The sequence below is a fragment of the Apolloniradiicaulis salifontis genome (assembly GCF_053756655.1).
On the sequence record NZ_CM132387.1, the window covers coordinates 847,505 to 867,726 of the forward strand.

At 66.6% G+C, this 20,222-nt stretch carries 21 protein-coding genes and 2 tRNA genes; 12 read left to right on the forward strand and 11 right to left on the reverse strand.

Annotated features, from left to right (window positions below):
* The first annotated feature begins 65 nt into the window (after window positions 1–65).
* Window positions 66–1,202 (forward strand): DUF819 family protein, encoded by a 1,137-nt coding sequence (locus ACWCOP_RS04055; protein WP_478249948.1) that lies wholly within the window; start codon window positions 66–68, stop codon window positions 1,200–1,202.
* Here ACWCOP_RS04055 and ACWCOP_RS04060 read toward each other — a convergent pair.
* Genes ACWCOP_RS04060 through ACWCOP_RS04070 form a run of 3 tightly spaced genes read right to left on the reverse strand, consistent with a single transcriptional unit; the run spans window position 1,184 to window position 4,888 of the window.
* Window positions 1,184–2,557 (reverse strand): sodium:solute symporter family transporter, encoded by a 1,374-nt coding sequence (locus ACWCOP_RS04060; protein WP_478249949.1) that lies wholly within the window; start codon window positions 2,555–2,557, stop codon window positions 1,184–1,186. The genes ACWCOP_RS04055 and ACWCOP_RS04060 overlap by 19 nt on opposite strands.
* A gap of 53 nt (window positions 2,558–2,610) precedes the next feature.
* Entirely contained in the window at window positions 2,611–4,275 is a 1,665-nt protein-coding gene (locus ACWCOP_RS04065) for an acyl-CoA dehydrogenase family protein (RefSeq protein ID WP_478249950.1), read from the reverse strand.
* Window positions 4,276–4,318: 43 nt separating this feature from the next.
* Window positions 4,319–4,888, reverse strand: coding sequence for a DUF3833 family protein (locus ACWCOP_RS04070; RefSeq protein ID WP_478249951.1), 570 nt, complete (start codon window positions 4,886–4,888; stop codon window positions 4,319–4,321).
* A gap of 207 nt (window positions 4,889–5,095) precedes the next feature.
* Here ACWCOP_RS04070 and ACWCOP_RS04075 point away from each other — a divergent pair, with 207 nt between their 5' ends.
* Complete coding sequence (locus ACWCOP_RS04075; protein ID WP_478249952.1) at window positions 5,096–6,127, forward strand: GIN domain-containing protein; 1,032 nt, start codon at window positions 5,096–5,098, stop codon at window positions 6,125–6,127.
* Here the strand turns inward: ACWCOP_RS04075 and rlmB are convergent.
* Window positions 6,124–6,948, reverse strand: coding sequence for a 23S rRNA (guanosine(2251)-2'-O)-methyltransferase RlmB (gene rlmB / locus ACWCOP_RS04080; RefSeq protein ID WP_478249953.1), 825 nt, complete (start codon window positions 6,946–6,948; stop codon window positions 6,124–6,126). The genes ACWCOP_RS04075 and rlmB overlap by 4 nt on opposite strands.
* Before the next feature lie 155 nt (window positions 6,949–7,103).
* Here rlmB and ACWCOP_RS04085 point away from each other — a divergent pair.
* From ACWCOP_RS04085 to ACWCOP_RS04095, 3 genes are all read left to right on the forward strand, one after another.
* Window positions 7,104–7,189, forward strand: a tRNA-Tyr gene (locus ACWCOP_RS04085).
* Between the two features lie 290 nt (window positions 7,190–7,479).
* A tRNA-Gly gene (locus ACWCOP_RS04090) sits at window positions 7,480–7,553 on the forward strand.
* Window positions 7,554–7,633: 80 nt separating this feature from the next.
* Complete coding sequence (locus ACWCOP_RS04095; RefSeq protein ID WP_478249954.1) at window positions 7,634–8,071, forward strand: phosphoribosyltransferase; 438 nt, start codon at window positions 7,634–7,636, stop codon at window positions 8,069–8,071.
* A gap of 59 nt (window positions 8,072–8,130) precedes the next feature.
* On the opposite strand, the gene ACWCOP_RS04100 is transcribed toward ACWCOP_RS04095, so the two are convergent.
* The 3 genes from ACWCOP_RS04100 to ACWCOP_RS04110 all read right to left on the reverse strand — a co-directional run bounded on the left by ACWCOP_RS04100 (window position 8,131) and on the right by ACWCOP_RS04110 (window position 10,528).
* Window positions 8,131–8,706 carry a DUF7010 family protein gene (locus tag ACWCOP_RS04100; protein WP_478249955.1) on the reverse strand — a complete coding sequence of 192 codons (576 nt, stop codon included), beginning with the start codon at window positions 8,704–8,706 and terminating at the stop codon, window positions 8,131–8,133.
* Window positions 8,707–8,835: 129 nt separating this feature from the next.
* The gene (locus tag ACWCOP_RS04105) at window positions 8,836–9,447 is read right to left on the reverse strand and encodes a lipocalin family protein (protein WP_478249956.1); all 612 of its coding nucleotides are present in this window, start codon (window positions 9,445–9,447) and stop codon (window positions 8,836–8,838) included.
* Window positions 9,448–9,505: 58 nt separating this feature from the next.
* Window positions 9,506–10,528, reverse strand: coding sequence for a threonine aldolase family protein (locus tag ACWCOP_RS04110; RefSeq protein ID WP_478249957.1), 1,023 nt, complete (start codon window positions 10,526–10,528; stop codon window positions 9,506–9,508).
* Window positions 10,529–10,714: 186 nt separating this feature from the next.
* On the opposite strand from ACWCOP_RS04110, the gene ACWCOP_RS04115 reads away from it, so the two are divergent.
* Entirely contained in the window at window positions 10,715–11,137 is a 423-nt protein-coding gene (locus ACWCOP_RS04115; RefSeq protein WP_478249958.1) for an SET domain-containing protein, read from the forward strand.
* Between the two features lie 62 nt (window positions 11,138–11,199).
* Here the strand turns inward: ACWCOP_RS04115 and ACWCOP_RS04120 are convergent, their stop codons facing one another.
* From ACWCOP_RS04120 to ACWCOP_RS04135, 4 genes are read right to left on the reverse strand one after another with little or no spacing between them, the layout of a single operon-like run.
* Window positions 11,200–12,948, reverse strand: a complete 1,749-nt coding sequence (locus tag ACWCOP_RS04120; RefSeq protein WP_478249959.1) for a flotillin family protein — start codon at window positions 12,946–12,948, stop codon at window positions 11,200–11,202.
* 52 nt (window positions 12,949–13,000) lie between these two features.
* Window positions 13,001–13,726: a YqiJ family protein gene (locus ACWCOP_RS04125; protein WP_478249960.1), complete on the reverse strand. Its 726-nt coding sequence runs from the start codon at window positions 13,724–13,726 to the stop codon at window positions 13,001–13,003.
* The gene (locus ACWCOP_RS04130; protein WP_478249961.1) at window positions 13,726–14,412 is read right to left on the reverse strand and encodes a PspA/IM30 family protein; all 687 of its coding nucleotides are present in this window, start codon (window positions 14,410–14,412) and stop codon (window positions 13,726–13,728) included. Before ACWCOP_RS04130 ends, ACWCOP_RS04125 begins: the two co-directional genes overlap by 1 nt.
* Before the next feature lie 11 nt (window positions 14,413–14,423).
* Entirely contained in the window at window positions 14,424–14,939 is a 516-nt protein-coding gene (locus ACWCOP_RS04135) for a hypothetical protein (protein ID WP_478249962.1), read from the reverse strand.
* A 110-nt stretch (window positions 14,940–15,049) separates the two neighbouring features.
* On the opposite strand from ACWCOP_RS04135, the gene ACWCOP_RS04140 reads away from it, so the two are divergent.
* The 6 genes from ACWCOP_RS04140 (at window position 15,050) to dxs (ending at window position 20,162) form a co-directional block, all read left to right on the forward strand.
* Window positions 15,050–15,973 (forward strand): histone deacetylase family protein, encoded by a 924-nt coding sequence (locus ACWCOP_RS04140; protein ID WP_478249963.1) that lies wholly within the window; start codon window positions 15,050–15,052, stop codon window positions 15,971–15,973.
* 62 nt (window positions 15,974–16,035) lie between these two features.
* Entirely contained in the window at window positions 16,036–16,647 is a 612-nt protein-coding gene (locus ACWCOP_RS04145; RefSeq protein WP_478249964.1) for a histidine phosphatase family protein, read from the forward strand.
* Window positions 16,648–16,703: 56 nt separating this feature from the next.
* Complete coding sequence (locus tag ACWCOP_RS04150; protein ID WP_478249965.1) at window positions 16,704–16,952, forward strand: exodeoxyribonuclease VII small subunit; 249 nt, start codon at window positions 16,704–16,706, stop codon at window positions 16,950–16,952.
* Entirely contained in the window at window positions 16,952–17,314 is a 363-nt protein-coding gene (locus ACWCOP_RS04155) for a tRNA-binding protein (RefSeq protein ID WP_478249966.1), read from the forward strand. The genes ACWCOP_RS04150 and ACWCOP_RS04155 overlap by 1 nt, the downstream gene beginning before the upstream one ends.
* Window positions 17,315–17,322: 8 nt before the next feature.
* Complete coding sequence (locus tag ACWCOP_RS04160) at window positions 17,323–18,213, forward strand: polyprenyl synthetase family protein (protein ID WP_478249967.1); 891 nt, start codon at window positions 17,323–17,325, stop codon at window positions 18,211–18,213.
* A gap of 38 nt (window positions 18,214–18,251) precedes the next feature.
* Complete coding sequence (dxs, locus tag ACWCOP_RS04165; protein ID WP_478249968.1) at window positions 18,252–20,162, forward strand: 1-deoxy-D-xylulose-5-phosphate synthase; 1,911 nt, start codon at window positions 18,252–18,254, stop codon at window positions 20,160–20,162.
* The last annotated feature ends 60 nt before the right edge of the window (window positions 20,163–20,222 follow it).

Consider the following 20,222-nt stretch of genomic DNA (forward strand, 5'->3'; position numbering starts at 1 on the left):
GGTCACCAAGGCCCGTTCGATGAGGCCCATCAGCTCCGGCCCGAAAACTCAGGATGTCACCCCGCATGGACTCGCTCATTCCCGCCGATCAGCCTTTTGCGGTCATGGCCGGCCTGGTCTCCATCGCCGCCATCGGCTTTCTTCTTGAAAAGACGAAGATCGGCGCGCTCCTGACCGGCACGGTGTGGACGATCCTTCTGGCGATCCTGGCGTCGAATTTGCGGATCATGCCGTTTGACAGCCCGGCCTATGATTTCGTCTTCACCTACGCGGTGCCGGTGCTGATCCCGCTATTTCTCATCAAGGCGGATTTGCGCCGCATCCTCTTTGAAACCACGCGGGTCACCTTCGCCTTCCTGATCTGCTCGGTGGGAACGGTGGCGGGGGCGCTTCTGGCGTATCTGCTGGTCCCTCTGGGGGATGTGAGCGCGGCCGTCACCGCATCGCTCACCGCCAGCTATATCGGCGGCTCGGTGAATTTCGCGCCGTTGATCGAGCAGACGGGGCTGGCCGCCAACGAGCCGGCCCTGGTCTCGGCCATCGTCGCCGCCGACCATCTGGCCAGCGCGGCGTTCCTCGCGGTTCTTGCGGTGCTTCCCGGCTTCGCCTGGCTCGCCCGGCGCTTTGTCCAGCGCGACCATAGCGGCGGCGCCGTGACCGAGACCGGCGAGGAAAGCCGGGGCCGCGCCACCAGCCTGTCGCTCGCCCTGACGCTCACCTTCGCCCTTGTGGTGGTGGCGCTGGCGGACCTGCTGACGAACCTGATCGGTATTCCCGGCCTTCGCTATGTGATGATCACGGCGCTGGCCGTCATTCCCGCGACGCTGTTTCCGGCTCAGATGGCGAAGCTCCATGGCGGGTTCGAGCTGGGCGTGGTGCTCGCCTTCCTGTTCTTCGGCGCCATCGCGGCGGGCGCCAATGTCGCCGACCTTCTGGTCCAGGCGCCGATGATCATGGTGTTCATCGCGGTGCTGATCTCCATCCACGCAGGTGTGATGCTGGTGGTGGGCAAATTCGCCAGGCTCTCGCTGCCGGAGATGATCATCGCCTCCAACGCCGCGATTCTGGGCGCCACCACCGCGCCGGCTCTGGCGGCGGCCAAGGGCTGGACCGATCTTGTCACGCCGGGCGTGCTGGCCGGCGTGCTGGGCTATGTCATCGGCACCGCCATCGCGCTGGGGATTTACGGGCTTCTGGGCTGAGGTCTGAGCACGCCCAGCGCGGTGTAGGCGGCGAGCGCCGCGGCGATCGAGAGCAGGAATCCGCCGGGGATCACAAACACCCAGTCTGCAAGCCAGATTGTGATGAGCCCCGCCGCCAGCGCCGCTAGCGCGCTCCACTCGCCGCCAAAGCGGCTGTGCAGCCCGATCAATAGCGAGACCAAGAGCCCCGCCGAGCCCAGCGAGCTTGCAAGCTCCACCAGCCCGTAGATCGTCTCGCCCGAGAACGCCACCATGAGCGCGGCGCCGCCCGCCACCACCGTCAGCGCCCGCGCCGCCCAGAGCTTCTCCACCGAGCCGGCCTTGCGGCGAACCCGCGCGTAGAGGTTCTCCGTCGCCAGGCCCGAAACCGCCAGCAGGGCGGAATCCACCGTGGACAGGACCGCCGAGAACAACGCCCCGATGAACATCACGAACAGGGCGCCGGGCAGCAATTCGGCGGCCATGAGCGGCAGGTAGAGATCGCCCGTTTCGGCGCCGAACCCGGCGTTGACGCCGATCAGTCCGAACGCGATGGGGGCGGCGCCCACCACCAGGTAGAGGCCGGCGGCGATTAATCCGCCGCGCACCGCGACCTTGGCGGTCTTCGCGCCGAGAAAGCGTGCAATCATCTCCTGCGCCACGATGGAGCCGAGGATCGGAATGGCGAAGGCGTCCAGCCGCTCGATCCAGCTTTCTCCCGGCGGAACAAGGACAAGCTGCTCGGGGCGAAGGCTTTCAAGCCCAGCCTCCACCCCGCCGGCGTGGCCGATCAACATGAACAAAAGCAGGACCAAACCGGCCAATACCACGAGACTCTGGACCACGTCGGTGATCACGTCGCCCAGAAGCCCGCCCAGGAAGGTGTAGACCACCGCAAAACCGCCCGCCAAAAGGAGGGCGAGGGTCACGGGTATCTCCGTCACCGCGGCCAGAAGCGCCGCCAGAGCAATGAGTTGCGCCGCCGCCCAGATCACCGATGTGGGGATCGACACCAGCGCCGCCGCCACCTCGGCCCTTGGCCCGAACCGGTCGCGGAAAAAGTCCGCCAGGGTCATGTAACCCTTTGATCTTAAGGCGCCCGCCACCAGCAGCGCCGCCGCTGTAAGGCATAGCGCATACCCCACCGGTTCGGCGCGCGCGCCGGCGATGCCTTCAGAGGCGATGGCTGCGCTGGCCCCCATCACCGTCTCGCCGCCGAACCATGTGGCGAAGAGACTGAGTCCCAACGTGAATTCGCCAAGGCGCCGGCCCGCCACCAAATAGTCGGCGTCGCCGGAGATTTTGCGAGACGCCCACACCGCGATCCCCAGCTGGATCAGCACATAGGCGAAAAGCCCTAACGTGATGAAAGACATGGCGGCCCCCCTTTGTGCAAAGGGTTAGCCGCAGCCGTCCGCTTGCGCCAGCCTTACGCGTCCAGGCGTGCGCGGACGATCAGCGCTTCGGTGTCGATTCTCGCTTCTCCGGCGCCCAGCATGATCGGGGATTCTGCAATTCTTCTGGCCACATAGGCGTCGAAGGCGGGTTCCAGCCCGGCGCGGGCCAGGGCGCAGGCGGAGAGGCTTGTGGCGGCGAGCTCTGTGAAGCGGCGGGCATCGGCTTCGCGCACGCCGGAGACCATGGCGAGCAGAGTGTCCAGGCGATGGTCCAGCGCCGGATGGAAGCCCCGCGCCGTCTCAAGTTCTGCGGCTAAAGCCTCGCGGGCGCTGGCGTCTTTGGAGAGGGCGCGCAGCACGTCCAGGGCGATGACATTGCCCGAGCCTTCCCAGATCGCGTTGAGCGGGCTCTGGCGGAACAGGCGGGGCAGGGGGTGCTCCTCCACATAGCCGGCGCCGCCATGGGCCTCCATGGCCTCGTACACGAGATACGGCGCGCGCTTGCAGATCCAGTATTTCGCGATGGGGGTGAGCAGGCGGGCGAGCGCGGCCTCATGGGGATTTTCGCTAGCGTGATCAAAGCTTTGCGCCACCCGGAAGGCCAGCGCCACGGCCGCTTCGGCCTCCATGCTGAGCTCGGCCAGCACCTCGCGCATGAGCGGCTGGTCGATGAGGCGGCGCTGAAAGGCGGCGCGGCGGTCGGCGTGCCAGATCGCCTGGGCGGCGGCGTTGCGGATGAGGCCCGCCGAGCCCACCAGGCAATCGAGCCGCGTATGATTGACCATCTCGATAATCGTGCGCACGCCGCGGCCGGGCTCGCCGATGCGGCGGGCGTAGGCGTTCTTGTACTCGATCTCGGAGGAGGCGTTGGACTTGTCGCCCATCTTGTCTTTGAGGCGCTGGATCTCGATCGTGTTGCGGGTCCCGTCCGGGCGCCAGCGCGGCGTGAGAAAGCAGGAGAGGGCGGCGTCGTCGCCATCTCCGTCCCTGGCGCCCTCATAGGCAAGGGTGAGGAAGGCGTCGCTCATGGGCGCCGAGCAGAACCATTTATGGCCCACAAGCTCCACCGTATCGGCGCCGGTGGAGACAGCCGTGGTGGCGTTGGCGCGCACGTCCGAGCCGCCCTGCTTTTCGGTCATCGCCATGCCGAGGGTGAGGCCGGTCTTGTCTTCGGGCGGCAGAAAGCGCGGATCATATTTTGCGGCGGTCGCGCCCTCGATCCAGGGCCCGGTCCAGTCGGCGTGGCGCAACGCCGGCACGCAGGCATAGGTCATCGATTGCGGGCAGCATACGCCGGCGTCCGCCTGACCCATCAAGATCAGCAAGGCCGAGTGCAAAGTGTGGGGCGTTTCGCTCGAGCGCCAGGCGGCGGCCGACACCCCGTTGGACAGGCCCAGCTCCATGAGCGCGTGATAGGCGGGGTGAAACTCCACCTCGTCGATGCGCCGGCCGAACCGGTCGAAGGGCTTAAAGACGGGCGGGTTTTCATTGGCGATCCGCGCCAGGTCCTGCACGGTCTCAGAGCCGGTCGCCTCGCCAAAGGCGGCGAGATGGGCGTCATGGCCGGCGCCGCCGTTTCGCTCCACGGCTGATTTGAGCATTGCGTCGCCGGAATACCAGTTCACCCCGGCCAGGGGCTCGGACTGGTTGACGACGTCGTGGGTGGCGAGCTCGGTGCGGGGGGCGTGGTGTTTCATGGGCCCAAGCAAAGCCCTCCCGCCGCCGTTTGTCGAGGGGGCGTCAGCGCGCCGGCGCACCTGGAATATCAGGCCAGTCGGACGGGCGATCCTTCTGGAACACCACGGTCACCTGACCCACCACCAGGCCGAATTTCTTCACCGTGGCGCGGTTGATGATGGTGTTTCGCGAGACCCGGTACAGCCGATCCTGGAACTGCACCTGCACCGTGGAGCCGTCGGCCATCTCCAGATCGACCACATAGTCAAAATAGGCCGCGTCGCCGAACACCTCGACATTGGCCTCCCCGATCACGTCCGGCGCCGTGCCCACATAGGTGGTGGGGCTGGTCCGCTCGAAGGTCCAGATCCGCTCGTCGGTGACGCCATCATCGTAGAGGAAATATTCCTCCAGCGTCAGCGCCCGCCCGTCCCAGCGTCCCACCGCCTCGACCCAGAACATCCGGTCCAGCACGCCGCCGCGTTCAAACACGGCGTAGGCGTAGGTGCGCCCGGTGAGGATGTCCTCCAGCGCCATCACCGGCTCGCGCCCGGCACGGTCCTCCGGCTTGGGGCCGCCGGCGCAGCCGCTTAAGGCCACGGCGAGCGCGATCAACAGGACATGTTTCAGCATGGTGCGGCCTTTCATATTTTCAGGTGTTATACGCGCCGCAGCTCGGTTCGGATCCGTCCCGCCGCTCTGGCGTCAGCCGGAATTTGATGAATACGATGTCATGGGCCGGACATCTTATGTCCGGGCGACGACCGTCAAAGTGCATCCGAAGCACGAAGACGGCGCATCAGCGCCATTGTAGACATCTCAACAATGGGGGAGACCTTTATGAGCCTGATCGCCTTTCTCGCCGCCGCCGCCCTGCAGGCCGGCCCTGGCGTGGATATCGAGAATTTCGTCGGCGAAGTGCGCATCGTGGAGGGCGCCAGCCTATCGGCGCGGTTAGTGCGCGCCGGCGCCGGTGACGCGCCGGAGACCCGGCTGGACGGCGAAGTGCTTCGCGTTGACGGCGGAATTCGCATCCGTGACTGGCGCTGCCGGTCGCGCTGGGGCGGCGAGCCGCAAATTGGTCCGCGCCGCGGTGAACTGCTCGCCCTGGAGGACTATCCGCTGCTGGAGATCACCGCGCCCGCCGGCGTCGATCTCGCCGTTTCGGACTCCATCATCTACGGCCGGGCCGGCGATATGGGCGCGGTGGACCTGAGCATTTCCTCCTGCGGTGATTTCGAAATCGCTTCAGTGGCGCAAGACGTCGTGGTGTCCGTGTCGGGCAGCGGCGATGTGGAGCTTGGTGCGGTTACCGGCGCGGTGCGGCTAAGCATATCTGGCTCGGGCGATGTGGAGTTTGGCGGAGCGGCGAGTCTGGACGCGCGCGTGTCCGGCTCGGGCGATATTGAAGGCGGCGACATCTCCGGCCCGGTGGAACTGAACATCTCCGGCTCCGGCGATGTGGCTCTGGGCATGGTGGAGCGGTTGAATCTCAACGCCAGCGGCTCGGCCGAAGTGGAGATCGACAGCGCGCCCGGCGGCGTGCGCGCCGCCATTTCCGGCTCCGGAGAGCTGATCTTTGATCGTGCAGGCGGCTTTGTCGGAAGTATTTCCGGCTCCGGCGACATTTCCGGCGACCGGGTGGACGGCCCCTTCAGCGCCACCGTCTCGGGGTCCGGCGATATCCGCATCGAAGACGGGCGTGCCGAGCCTTTCGAGGCCTCGTCGGGCGGGTCCGGGGAGATTCGCTTCGGCGGCGTGGCGGTGGACCCGCGCGTGCGCATCAATGGCGGCTCGGTGCGCCTGGGCGCGGTGGAGGGCGCGGTGGATGTGAACCGGTCCGGCGCCGACGATCTCAGGATCGGCGGCTAATCCTGCGGATTGATCCGCGGATCGTGGCGCGAACACTCGTAAAGCGCCACGGCCGCGGCCGCCGAGACGTTCAGGCTTTCCGCCTTGGGCCCCATTGGGATGCGGGCCAGCACGTCGCAATGCTCCGCAACGCGTGGGCGCAGCCCGGTGTCCTCGGCGCCCAGAACCAGCACCAGGCCCGGCCCGGCGTGATGGGCCACCGCCTCGCCAAGGCTGGCCTCGGCCTCGCCGGCGAGACCAACCGAAAAGCGCCCGGCCTTGGCCAGATCAATCAGCGTGTCGGCGATATTGGTGACCTCGATGAAGGGCACCGTCTCCGCGCACCCGACAGCCGTCTTGCACAGGGCGCCGAACATTGGCGGGGACTTGCGGTCCTGCATGATCACCGCGCGCGCCCCGAACGCGGCCGCAGAGCGGAAGATCGCACCGACATTCTGCGGGTCGGTGATCTGGTCGAGGACCACCAGAAGCCCGTGGGTGGGCTCCATCACGGCGTTAAGGGATTCCGATTCAATCGCCTTGGCTTTGACCGCAAAACCCTGGTGTACGGCCCCGTCGGGCAGGTGCGAGGCGATCTCATGGGGCGGCTCCAGGCTCGCCCGCTTCAGGTCCGCGTCGGCCAGCTCGTCGGCGGCGTTGCGCGTGACGTGCAGCGACAGGATCTTCCGGCGCGGATTGGCCAGCGCCGCCAACACCGCGTGCCGGCCCCAGATCCAGCCCTCCGTCGGGTCGGATTCGCCTTTGTGGGCAAAGGATTTGCGCCCGTGTGCATGTCGGGCTGCATGAGGCTTGCGCTCGGTGTTGCGCCGTGAAGGGGCCATGACTATAGTCCGCGCTCCAAATCGGGGAGCGGCCTCGTTAAAGCCTTGTGCGCATGCGCGCAACGGGCTTCAACGGCGGTGGTTTTCCGAAGCGGGCCCAGCCGCCCCGGCCAATGTGTCGTGGCGGCTGCGATTTCGTTTGGGATCGACCCTGTGGAGGGGTGGGAGAGTGGTTAAATCCAGCAGACTGTAAATCTGCCCGTTTCGGCGTACGCTGGTTCGAATCCAGCCCCCTCCACCATTCTTCCCAGTCCTCCCTCGCGTCCGCTCGATCGGTCCTCCCTCGCGTCCGCTCGATCGGTCTTCGCTGACGCTCCGGGCGCGCGGTCGCGCTTGCGAACCCGGCGGGTTCGACGTTGGTTCACTCGGCCACGATGAGCCTCGGTCGAGCAGGCGGGGGCCAGTGGCTCGAGCGAAAGGCGCCTCACCGGGGCTGGCGGGTGAGGGCGAAAAGCGAACCCGGACTGCGCCTTCCGCCTCGACAAACGCCGCCCCGCCCGGTTATTTGAAGATCTCCGCCGCTGACGGCGCGCGGGTGTAGTTCAATGGTAGAACGGCAGCCTTCCAAGCTGCATACGCGGGTTCGATTCCCGCCACCCGCTCCAGCTCCTTTTGCCATACACTTCGCGGCTCGACGCCGGGACCTGTCCATGCCACGACGGGCGCAACAGGGGAGCGCTGCGCAGTGCTGAAGCTTGAGTGGAGCGATATCGAGACGTTGGCGGCGCAGCTCGCCGAGCAGCTTGATGCCGCGCATGGGCCGTTCGGGCCGGATGCGGTGCTGGTGGGCGTGGCGCGCGGCGGGCTGATCCCGGCGGCGCTGGTGGCCCACAGGCTGGGTGTGCGCAAGGTCGCGGCGCTGGGGCTGATGTCCTACGCGGACGGGCCGGACGGCGCGCAAGGCGCGCTCGTCGCCTACGGCCCGGCGCCCGAGACTGCGGCCATCGTCATCGACGACATCATCGACACCGGCCGCACGCTTGAGGCGGTGCGGGCCCGCTATCCCGGCGCATTGGTGGGCGCCCTGGTGGACAAGACCCAAGGCCGCTCCGGCGTTATCGCGGCGCGCCACACGGAGCCGGGCCTCTGGGTCGCGTTCCCGTGGGAGTCGAGCGGGTCCTGAGTGGCGTTTGTCTCGCCACCTGCTCCAGCTTCCCGCTTCACATCACGACATCGCGCCCGTCAGGCCGGCGTGTCCGCCGATTTTGCGCCGGCGTTCAGCTCGATGACGAAGCCAATGATCGAAATGGCGTACACCAGCGCGACGAAGGCGGGAATGGCGACAGCTTGGGTCGCTGTGTCGGGCAGGAGGAAGAAGAGGGCGGTGACGCCGACAACCCTGATGACCGTGTGAACAAGGCCCATAGGGCTTGCGTAGAGCCAGCCCACGACCGCCCAGATGCCGATCGTGGACAACCCCAGGGCAAGCGGGAACAACGCGGGCGCTTCAAGCATCACCGCCACGGTCACCGGCCAGTGAAGATTGGCGGCGAGGACGGCGGGCAGAAGGACGCCGTTGAGTGGTGATTTCGTCTTGAAGAACGGCGCCTTGAGCGGCGCCTGAAGCGCCATGGCGATGGGAAAGATCGCGCCCAGTGAATAGGCGCATATCAGCATCCAGCTGGCGTATTCGAGAACCTGCGAGGCGGCGGCCAGGGCGGTGAAGACCAGCATACCGGCGACGGGCATGGGCAGGCCCGCCCGGTTCGCGGCGAACAGGCGGCGGCGTTCCGCGTCAAGGGCGGTCTGGTCAAGCATGGCTGGCGTTCCGAAATCAAGAAATTGAACAGAGATCAATCTGTTAATGGCGGAGCTGACACGGTCAACCCTGCTTTCGGTCTCGCATTTGCGTCGCTTGCGCCGTACGCTCGCCGCTGCTGTGTTGCATCAAGGCCTGACGGGCGCCGGGGCGGCCTCGACGCTGTCCCATTGCTGCGTAAAGCGAAGCGCCTGCGTGTCATAGCCCTGCGCGGCGAGCCAGGTGAGGCGATCCGCCAGGATGGCCTCGTCCATTTGCGGCGTGCGCGACAGGATCCACAAGAAGCGCCCGCGCGGCTCGGACACCACCGCCCAGCTATAGTCTTCGGCCAGATCGATCACCCAGTAATCACCCAGGAAGAAGGGGCCGAAAAAGGAGACTTTGAGCTTGGCGCCGTCCGAGCCCTCCACCACTCGAGCGCGGCCGGTGATGGTGTCCGCTTCGCCGTCCAGACCGTCCTTTCGGCAGGCGTTGATCACTTCGATCTCGCCGTCTTCAAGGGCGCGGTATTGGGCTGTGACGCCCTCGCAGCCGCGCTGGAAGCTCACATCATAGCGCGCGATTTCAAACCAGCGCCCGGAATAGCGCCCCAGATCGACGCTTTGCACGACCGGCGGCGGCCCATCGCCGGCCAGCCTGTCCGGCGGCAGGACGCAGGCGCTGAGCGCGCTCACCATAAGGGCTGAAACGGTGAGGCGGGCGAGGGTGGCTGTGATCGGGCGCGTGGTGATCGGACTCATGGAACGGCTCCGCTTGATGGGTCTCCACCATAACGCCTGCCGGCCCGTTTCGGGCGCCTTATCCGCGCGCCGCCGTCAAAAGCGCGTCGACCTCGTCATCGCTGGTGCACCAGCTCGCCACGAAGCGGGCCGAGCCGTCCGGCCAGCCGTAAAACCCGGCGCCGGCGGCGCGCAACCGCTCGGCCAGGGCCGGGTCGAGGCGGGCGAAGACTTCATTGCCATGGCAGGGGTGGGCGAGGCCGCCGCCGGGCAGCGCGTCGAGGCCCGCTGCGAGCTTGCCGCCAGCGGCGTTGGCGCGCTGGGCGAGATCCAGCCACAAGCCGTCGTGCAGCCACGCCTCCAACTGGGCGGCCACATAGCGCATTTTCGGCAGCATGTGCCCGGAGCGCTTCTGGCGCGCCTGAAGGGCGGCGAAGCGATCCATAACCGATGGAAACAGGATCACGGCCTCTGCCGCCAGCGCGCCGTTCTTGGTGGCGCCAAGGCACAGCGCGTCCACGCCGGCCTTCCAGGTCATCTCAGCCGGCGAGCAATTGAGCGTGGCGAGCGCGTTGGAGAAGCGCGCCCCGTCCATGTGCACCAGAAGTCCTGCGTCACGGGCGAGCCCTGTAAGCGTCTTGATCTCCTCCAGCGTATAGGCGCAGCCTGATTCGTTGAGCTGGGAGATCGACAGAACTGTCGGCGGCGAGGCGTGGACGAAATCGCGCGGCCATTCCTTCAGCATCGCGGCGAGCGTGTCGGCGGGAATTTTCGCGTGCGAGCCCCTGACAGGCAAAAGCTTGGCGCCGCCGGTGAAGAATTCCGGCGCCCCGCGCTCGTCGCGATGAATATGCGCCTCGTCATGGCACAGGATCGCGGCGTCGCCGGGGCATAGCACCGACAGGGCGAGCGCGTTAGACGCCGTGCCCGATGTGGTGAAGAGCACCTCCAGATCGGTCTCGAAAATATCCTTGAGGCGCGCTTTGACGCGTGTGCTGACAGGATCGGCGCCGTAGCTGGGCGCGAAGCCCTCATTGGCGCCGGCGAGGGCCGCCAGAATGTCGGGATGGGCGGGGGCGGTGGTGTCGGACAAAAAATTCATGGGCGTGATCAAGCCGGGCTTGGGGGCGCGCGTCAACGGCCCTTTGCGCCTTTAAAAAACCGCTTGATTTTTGTGTGAATGCGCCATCATAGGCGCTGGAGCGTCGCACTCCGCGCCGTGGGGCTTACCGGCCCGGCGCCGCGTCTTCCACCCCCGTCGACGCGGGGGATCTGGGCGTTTCTCATCATGTTGCTCATCGACACCTATGTGGGGCCGAGCGCGATCGAAGGCGTCGGCGTTTTCGCCGCCGAATTCGTGCGCGCCGGCCAGCTTATCTATCGCTTCGAACCAGGGTTCGACCGGCTGATCTCGCCGGCCGAGCTCGCCGCCATGCCCGAGCCCATCCGCCGGTTCGTGGACCGGTACACCTACCCCCACCCGGCTGATCCCACACTTTTGGTTCTGGATGCTGACAACGGTCGGCACATGAACCATTCGCTCGATCCCAACACCGATTTCGCGGACGCGGTGTATGGCCGGGCGATCAAGGATATCGCACCGGGCGAGGAGATCATCTGCAATTACGCCGAGTTCGAGCCGAACTTTGTTATGCTGCAGTCCATGGTCGACACCCACGCCAGGCCGTCACAGTCCTACGCGGCCGAGTAAGAAAAAAGGGCGGCGGATCCCTCCGCCGCCCTTTTGGGCGCATCGCGAAGGGGGCGCGGCGCCTAGTTGGGCTCCGGCGCCGCGGCGCGCGAGGCGCTGGTCACGTCACCCGCCAGCCCGGACAGATCGCCGGCCTTCAGGCCCAGTTCCGACATCAGCGCGTCCACCAGAGGCGCCTGGCTGCGATAGCGCAGGGCCGCGTTCACCGCCTGATCGGCGAGGCCGCCGCCGTCGCCGGCGCCGTTGGCGCCGTGGGCCCCGCCGCCATGACCGTTGAGGCCGTCCACCTGCAGGATCTTGATGTCTGAGATCTGCTCCATGGGTTTGACCGACTGGGCGATGATTTCCGGCAGCTGCCTGATCAGCTCCAGGCGCACCTGCATGGCGATCTGTTCGGGGCTGAGGAGGTTTTCCGCCTCGTTGATGGCGCGCTTGCCGGCGGCTTCCACCTTGTAGATCGCCTCCATCGCTTCGGCGCGCAGGCGTTCGGCCTGGGCGTGACCCTCTGCGGAGATGCGCTCCTTCTGGGCGTCGGCCTCGGCGGCGATCCGGATCGCCTCGGCGCGATCCGCGGCGGCGGCCTTCTCGGTTTCGGCGGCGACCTGGATGGCGATCGCGTCCTGCTCGGCGGCCTTGCGGGCCTCGATGAGCTGAATTTCCTTTTCCCGGTTGGCGATCTCGGTCTCGCGCGCGGTCGTGACCTCCTCGAATGCCCTGGCTGCGATGGCACGGGCCTCGTCGGCCTTGGCGTCGGCCTCGGACTTCTCCCGGCTCTTCTCGGCCACGGCGATGTCGCGGGCCTGCTCGGCCAGCGCGATCTGCTTGGCCTTCTCCACCGCGGCGGCCTCCACGGCCTGGGCCTTGGAGATCTCGCGCTCCTCAATCTGTCGGTTCTTCTCGATCTCGCGCTCGGCCACGGCCTGGTCGGACCGGATGCCGGCTTCGCGCACCTGCTGGCCGGAGAGGATCTTCGCCTCTTCGGCCTCGCGTTCGCGTTCGGCGCGTTCGCGGGCGACCTGAGCGGCCTGCTCGGCGGAGCGGATCTGAACCTCGCGCTCCTGCTCCAGGCGGGCGTATTCCTCGTCGCGCGAGATGGTGAATTGCTGCTGGCGCGCTTCGAGGTTCTTGCGTGCGATCAGCACCTCGGTTTCCTGTTCGATATCGTTGCGCTTCTTGCGTCGCTCCTCGATTTCCTGGGTGAGCTTGGTCAGGCCTTCGGCGTCGAAGGCGTTGTCGGGGTTGAAGAATTCCTTGTTGGTCTGATCAAGTCCGGTGAGCGAGACTGATTCCAGCTCCAGCCCGTTTTTCAGAATGTCCTCAGACACCGCAGCCTGGACCTTCTGCACGAAGCTGACGCGCTGTTCGTGAAGCTCCTCCATGGCCATTTCCGCAGCAACCGCGCGCAGGGCGTCTACGAACTTGCCCTCCACCAGCTCCTTCAGGTCGCTGGGCGTCATGGTGCGCTGGCCCAGGGTCTGTGCGGCGTTGGCGATGGACTCCACGGTGGGCTGGACGCGGACATAGAACTCGGCCTGCACGTCGACACGCATGCGGTCGCGGGTGATCAGGGCCTGGCCATCGCTGCGCCGCACTTCCAGGCGCAGCGTATTCATGTTCACCGGGATGATCTCGTGGAGCACCGGGAAGACCAGTGCGCCGCCATTCATGATCACCTTCTGGCCGCCGAAGCCGGTTCGCACGAAGCTGACCTCCTTCGAGGAGCGGCGGTAGAGCCGGGCGAAGATCAGGCCGATGGCCAGCAGTGCGACGAAAAACACGCCGGCGATGATCAAAATGTCGAGCATGTTCATGGCGGTCTCCGTGGCGGAAATCGGGGCCGGCGCAGCGCCGGGCGGTGGGATGTCAGACTGGGTCATCGGTCAGCACCGGGTTCGGGTTGATGATCGCGCGGTAGCGCCCGCCCGCCTCGCGCACGAGGAGGACGGCGTCGCCGGCGGTGAAGACGGCGTCGGCCTCGTCCGGTTCGACGAGGAGGTAGTGGGTCAGGCCGTGGCTGTCGGTGAGCTTGGCCTCGGCCGGCGCGCCGGGGCGCGCCTCGCCGCGAATCACCACTGCGATGCGGCCGATGAATCCCGTGCGGCTCACCGCGTCGGTCTGTTCCTTCGGGATCATCCGGGCGAGCACGAGCCCGCTGGCGCGGGTCGCGGGCACGGCCGCGAGCAGGGCCGGAATGGCGGCGAGGGCCGGGGGCAGGGTGAAGCCGGCGAGTTCTGAGAATGCGCCCTGGATCACATAGCCGGTGAGGCCGAACACCGTGAGGAACGCGATCAGCAGGACCAGGATCGGCACCTTGCCGACGCACAGCCATCCAAGGATCGAGGAGAGCGGCCCGGCCCCCGGCGCGTCCGGCGCGGCGACCGCATCGGAGTCCAGCGCCCCGCCCGAACCGCCCAGATCGGCGTCCATGTCATAGTCCGCGTCCGCTTCGATCTCCGGCAGCATGTTGTCGAGAAAGCCGGACGGGGCTAGGCCCATGAGCGCGCCGGCGAGCTCGGCCAGCGCGATCACCAGCATCAGCACAAGGGCTACGGCGAAAGGCGCCACCGACGGATCGAACACGCCGGCCATTATTCGGCCGGCTTGGCGGCTTTCAGGGCGGCCAGGCGCTCCTTGACCCGGTTGCCCCGCGAGATCTGCTCCAGCTCGGCGAGCTTGGCTGCGGTGTCCCGATCCGCCTTCACCGAGCCGTCAATCCCGGTCTGGCCCCGCAGTACGCGGTTGAAGGCGCTTTCGGCCTTGTCGGCGCGCGATTCCGCGCCGTCCTTGCGGCCCGTGTCGGCGCCGGCCGCCGAGCCCGGCGCCGCGGTGTCGGCGCGCGAGGACAGATAGGTGTCGAGATCGGCCTCCATCTCGCGCTTGCGGCCCTGCAGGGCCTGCACATAGCCCTCCAGCTCGGCTTCGCGCTCGGCCGCCTCGGTCAGGGCGCTTTCCAGCAGCGGAATCTGCGCCTCGATGTCGAGCTGGCGCCCGATCGCGGCCTCAGCCAGATCGTCGCGGCCTTCGGTGACCGCGGTCTCGATCTGATCGGCCAGCGCTTCGTGCTTGGCCGTGGTCTCCATGAGGCGCTTGTTGGCGTGATGTTTGTTGGCGGCGGCGAGTCCCAGCTCGGCGCGGACATCGTCAATGGCGCGCTCCACCTCCCGGATCGCTTCGCGCATGACCGTCTCGGGCGCCGCGTTCTCCACCGCATCGACGATGGAGTTGACGCTCCCGGATACGAGCCGCGTTACACGCGACACAAGACCTTCAGCCATAACCTTCTCCTTTAGTTAGAGTTTTGCGCCATCTTTGCGAGTTCCGCAAGTTCGATGACGGTGGATATTCGATTTTTCAATGACGCCCTGTTCAACGCCCGCGGTTCGCGCAACAGGGCGATCTGCAGCAGGTCCTCCACCAGGGCGAACGTCTGGTCGAGCACCCGGCCTTCGAAGTCCGACAGCGCCGCCTCCGCATCCCCGGCTTCGCCCGCCGCTTCGGGGCCGGCCAGCGCCAGAGCGGCGAGCGCCGGCAAGCGGTCATACACCCGCTGCAGCACTTCAGAATGCAGGCTTGCCGCCTCCTCGTTCTGGCGCCAGCGCCGCCTGGCCGGGCGCATCAAATCGTCGAGCATCTCCGAGGCTTCGCTTGTATCGCGCGGACCGGCGCGAAGGCGGCGTTCGGAGGCCAGAAGCGCGCGCATCTTCTCCGACGGTGTCGTCGCGTCGCCAATCTTCAGACGGGCGAGAAACTCCGCGTCCTCATCGCTGACGCGCACCGATAGCGAGACAGTTTTTCCAGACATGTCGATCTCCTGTAAGGAGAATAATAGGACAAATGTATGCGTTTGTATACAAAAATCGACGATACTCGCCGTATATCCGGTGCGGCGGGTGCGCTAAACTGCAAATCATCATGAAAACCCGTGTCCTCACCCATTCCTCCGGCCTCGAGCAACGCGCTCCAGAAGGTCATCCTGAACACGCTGGCCGGCTTAAGGCGGCCCTGGACGGCGCGCGCGCCGCCGGCTTTGACGTGGTGCAGAGCACGCTCAAAGCCGACCGCGCGGCGCTGGAGCGGGTGCATATGCCGGCCCTGATAGATCAGGTCTTCGACACTGAGCCCAAAGCCGGCTGGGCTCAGATCGACATGGACACCTATATGGGCCCCGGCTCGCTGGACGCTGCGCTGTATGCGGCCGGGGCGGGCATGGAGGCGGTGGATCAGGTAATGGCTGGGGATGCTGAAGCCGTGTTCGTCGCCGCCCGCCCGCCCGGCCATCACGCCGAGCCGGACCGGGCCATGGGCTTCTGCCTGTTCAATTCCATCGCTGTCGCGGCGTCTCATGCGCTGGGGGCGCACGGGCTGTCACGCGTGGCGGTGGTGGACTTCGACGTGCATCACGGCAACGGGACGCAGGCCTGGGCCGAGACCGAATCGCGCGCCCTGTTCGCCTCCATCCATCAGGGCTGGATCTATCCCGGGACCGGGGCGGCCCATGAAACCGGGCGGCACGGAAATATCATCAATCTGCCCATGGAGCGGGGAACGGCCGGACCGGCCTGGCGGGCCGCACTCGAGGCGCGCGTGTTCCCGGCGCTGGCACGCTTTGAGCCGGAGCTGATTCTCGTCTCCGCCGGCTTTGACGCCCATGCCGCCGATCCGCTGGCTGGATTATCATTGCTGGAAGACGATTTCGCCTGGGCGGGGACGGCGCTGGCCGAGGCGGCGCGCGCATTAAGCGCATCGCGGCTTGTATGCATGCTCGAGGGGGGATACGACTGCCCCGCCTTGGCGCGCTCCGTGGGAGCGTTCCTCGGCGCACTGGAGGCGGCCTGACGGGGCAGGGCGCGTTTTCCGGCCAATCCTCCCCCTTTGCGGCCCGCTTAATTCCACTTCTCATGACCGACGCCGACACCCCCCTCGCGCCTGGACAGATCGTGATCGCACGCCATGGCGAGCCGGACGCCGATCGCTATGAGCGAATGGGCTGGCGCGGCTATGAGCGTTGGTGGGCGGCCTATGACGAGGCCGGCCTGAAGCCGGGTCAGGACGTGCCGGACAGCCTGATCGCCGAGGCGAAACAGGCGCGCACGCTCTACGCCTCCACCCTGCCGCGCGCGATTGAGACCGCACAGGCCTGCTGCGGCGGACGCGAGATCTCGCTGGATTCTCTTTTTGTAGAGGCGCCGCTGCCGCCGCCGCAAATGCCCGGCCGCTTCACGGCGCGCACTTGGGGCGTTCTGGCGCGCTGCTCGTGGTGGGCCGGCCATGCCCGCGGACGCGAGAGCCGGCCCCAGTGCGAGCGGCGCGCCCAGGCCGCCGCCGATGCGCTGATCGAGGCGGCCAGCCACGGCCCGGTGATTCTCTTCGCCCATGGCTGGTTTAACCGCATGCTGCGCCCGCAGCTGAAGAAACGCGACTGGGCGTGTGTACGTGACGGCGGCGACTGGTACTGGTCCTGGCGCCGGTATGAGCTCAAAAACACCTCCCGGCGCAGCACAGGCGGTTGATCGCTGGACGGATAGGGGCTTCTCTTAGCCCGTCCTCCAACCACCGGAGCCGCTGCATGGCTGACGCCGCCCATTCCGATATCGCCAAAATGAGCTTCGAAGCCGCGCTCGCCGAGCTGGAAGGCATTGTCAGCCAGCTTGAGCGCGGCGAGGTGGAGCTGGAGAAATCCATCGCCATGTACGAGCGGGGCGCCGCGCTCAAGGCCCACTGCGAGGCGAGGTTGAAGGACGCCCAGCTGAAAGTCGACAAGATCGTCATCGGCGCGAACGGCGAGGCCGGAACTGAACCGGCGGACTTGAGCTGATGACCCGCCCCGAAGATCCGCCCGCCGCCGAGATCACGCCCGATGCGTTCTTCAACGCCGATATCCGCCTGGGCCGCGTCGTCAAGGCGGAGGCTTTTCCCGAGGCGCGCAAGCCCGCCTACAAGCTGGTGATCGATTTCGGGCCCGGCGTCGGACTCAAGAAAAGCTCGGTACAGATCACAGAGCACTATAAGCCGGACGCTCTGAAAGGGCGCGCCGTGTTGGGCGTGGTGAATTTTCCGCCGCGCCAGATCGGGCCGATGCGCTCTGAAGTTCTGGTGCTTGGCGTTCATGACGCGGCCGGCCGCGTCCTTCTGCTTAACGCTGACGGCGATGCGCCGCTCGGCGCTCGCGTGGTGTGAGGATCGCGATGACAGATTTCAACACCGCGCTCGCCGAGACCGCCGACCGCATCACGGTTGCGCTGGACGCCTTGATACCCCGCCCCGACGGACCAGAGAAGCGCCTGATCTCGGCCATGCGCTACGCCGCGCTGGGGCCTGGAAAGCGCATGCGGCCTTTCCTGACCATCGAATGCGGCCGCCTGGTGGACGCCGATGAGCGCGCGCTTCTTCGCGCGGCGTGCGCGGTGGAGTGCATCCACGCCTATTCTTTGATCCACGACGATCTCCCGGCCATGGATGATGACGATATCCGGCGCGGACGCGACACGGTTCACATCGCCTATGATGAGGCGACCGCGATTCTCGCCGGGGATGCGCTGCAGTCCATGGCGTTTGAAATCCTGGCCGATCCTGAAACCTGCCCGTCTCCGGGCGCGCGCGTCGAGCTGGTGCGCCGCCTGGCCAAGGCCGCCGGCGCGCGCGGCATGGCCGGGGGGCAGATGATCGACATGGCGATAGAGGCCGGCGAGGCCGACGACATCGGCATCATCACACGCTGCCAGCGCATGAAGACCGGCGCGCTGATCGCTTATTGCGCCGAAGCGGGCGCCTTGGTCGCCGACGCCTCCAAGGATGAGCGCGTCGCCCTTGAAGGCTTCGCTCATGATCTTGGCTTGTGTTACCAGATCGTGGACGACATTCTGGACGCCGAAGGCGATGAAACTCTCACCGGCAAACGCACCCGCAAGGATGCGCTGCAGGGAAAGGCCACATTCGTCACCATTCTCGGGGTCGAGGGCGCACGCGATCGCGCGCGCCGGCTCGCAGAGCAGGCCAAGGACCACCTTAATCCCTTCGGGAAAGAGGCGGGGCGCTTGCGTGAGACGGTGGATTACGTGTTGGATCGCCAGTCTTGACGTCTACATGACCGTATGACGGTCACACCGGAGCCCCTATGCCCGATACGCCCCACCTCGATCAGATCCAGTTTCCCCGCGATCTCAAGAATCGCGACGCCCGCTTCCTGCGCGCGGCTGCCGATGAATTGCGCGCCGAAGTGATCGACGCGGTCTCCGTCACCGGCGGTCATCTCGGCGCCGGTCTCGGCGTGGTGGAGCTGTCGGTTGCGATCCACCACGTATTTGATACGCCCGAGGACATCCTGATCTGGGATGTCGGCCACCAGTGCTATCCCCACAAGATACTCACCGGCCGGCGCGACCGGATCCGAACCATCCGCCAGGGAGGCGGGCTGTCCGGCTTCACCAAGCGCAAGGAAAGCGAGTACGATCCATTCGGGGCCGCGCACGCCTCCACCTCGATCTCGGCGGGGCTGGGCTTTGCGGTGGGCCGCGATCTCAAGGGCGAAGGCCACCGCAAGGTGATCGCGGTGATCGGCGACGGCTCCATGAGCGCTGGCATGGCCTATGAGGCGATGAACAACGCCGGCGCGCTCGACAAGAACATGATCGTCATCCTCAACGATAACGACATGTCCATCGCGCCGCCCGTGGGCGCCATGAGCCATTATTTCGCCCGGCAGGTCAGCTCCAAGAGCTATAATGATCTGCGCAAGCTTGGCAAAGGCGTCGCCAAGGCGCTGGGGGTGGAGAATTCCGCGCGCCGGGCCGAGGAGTATCTGCGCGGCATGGCGGTGGGCGGCGGCACGCTGTTTGAAGAGCTGGGCTTTCGCTATATCGGCCCGATCGACGGCCATGATCTGGAGCAGCTGGTGCCGGTGCTGCGCAATGTGCGCGACGCGGGCGAGGGCCCGGTCCTGATCCATGTCTGCACCCAGAAGGGCAAGGGCTACGCTCCCGCCGAAGCGGCCAGCGACAAGTATCACGGCGTCTCCAAGTTCAACGTCGTCACCGGCGAGCAGCAGAAAAAAGCCGCCGGCACGCCCAGCTACACCTCGGTGTTCGCGAAGGCCCTGATCGGTCTGGCCGAAAAGGACGACAAGATCTGCGCCGTCAGCGCGGCCATGCCCGGCGGAACCGGGATCGACAAGTTCATGACCCGCTTCCCCGACCGCGCCTGGGATGTGGGCATCGCCGAACAGCACGCTGTGACCTTTGCGGCGGGCCTGGCGGCTGAAGGCCTCAAACCGTTTGCGGCGATCTACTCCACCTTCCTGCAGCGCGGCTATGACCAGGTCGTCCACGATGTGGCGATCCAGTCTTTGCCGGTGCGCTTCGCCATCGACCGGGCTGGACTTGTGGGCTCGGACGGGCAGACCCACGCCGGCGCGTTCGATGTGGGCTATCTCGGCGCTCTGCCGGGCATGGTCGTGATGGCCGCCGCCGATGAAGCCGAGCTGGCGCGCATGGTGGCCACCGCAGCCGGCATCGACGACCGCCCCAGCGCGTTCCGCTATCCGCGCGGCGAAGGCATGGGCGTGGAGATCCCTGAGAATCCCGAACCGTTGGAGATCGGCAAGGGCCGCATCATCCAGGAGGGATCAGGCGTCGCCATTCTCAATTTCGGCGCACGGCTTTCCGAAGTGCTCAAAAGCGCCGAAGAGTTGGCCGGTTACGGGCTGAACCCCACCATCGCGGACGCTCGCTTCGCCAAACCGCTGGATGAGGACATGATCACGCGCCTGGCGCGCGAGCACGAAGTGCTGATCACCATCGAGGAGGGTGCGCGCGGCGGTTTTGGCGCCTTCGTACTCCACTTCCTGGCCGATAGCGGCGCCCTCGACGCCGGTCTGAAGATCCGCACCATGACCTTGCCCGATATTTTCCAGGATCAGGACAGCCCCTACGCCATGTACGAAGAGGCCTGTCTAAACGCCAAGCATGTCACCGCCAAAGTGCTCGAAGCCCTCGGCCGTGAGGCCGAAGCGGCCAGGGCCCTTGCCTAAGCCGCGCCCTCCCGCCGGCGCCGACCGGGGATTGGGGCGCTCGGCGACATCCGGATTGAA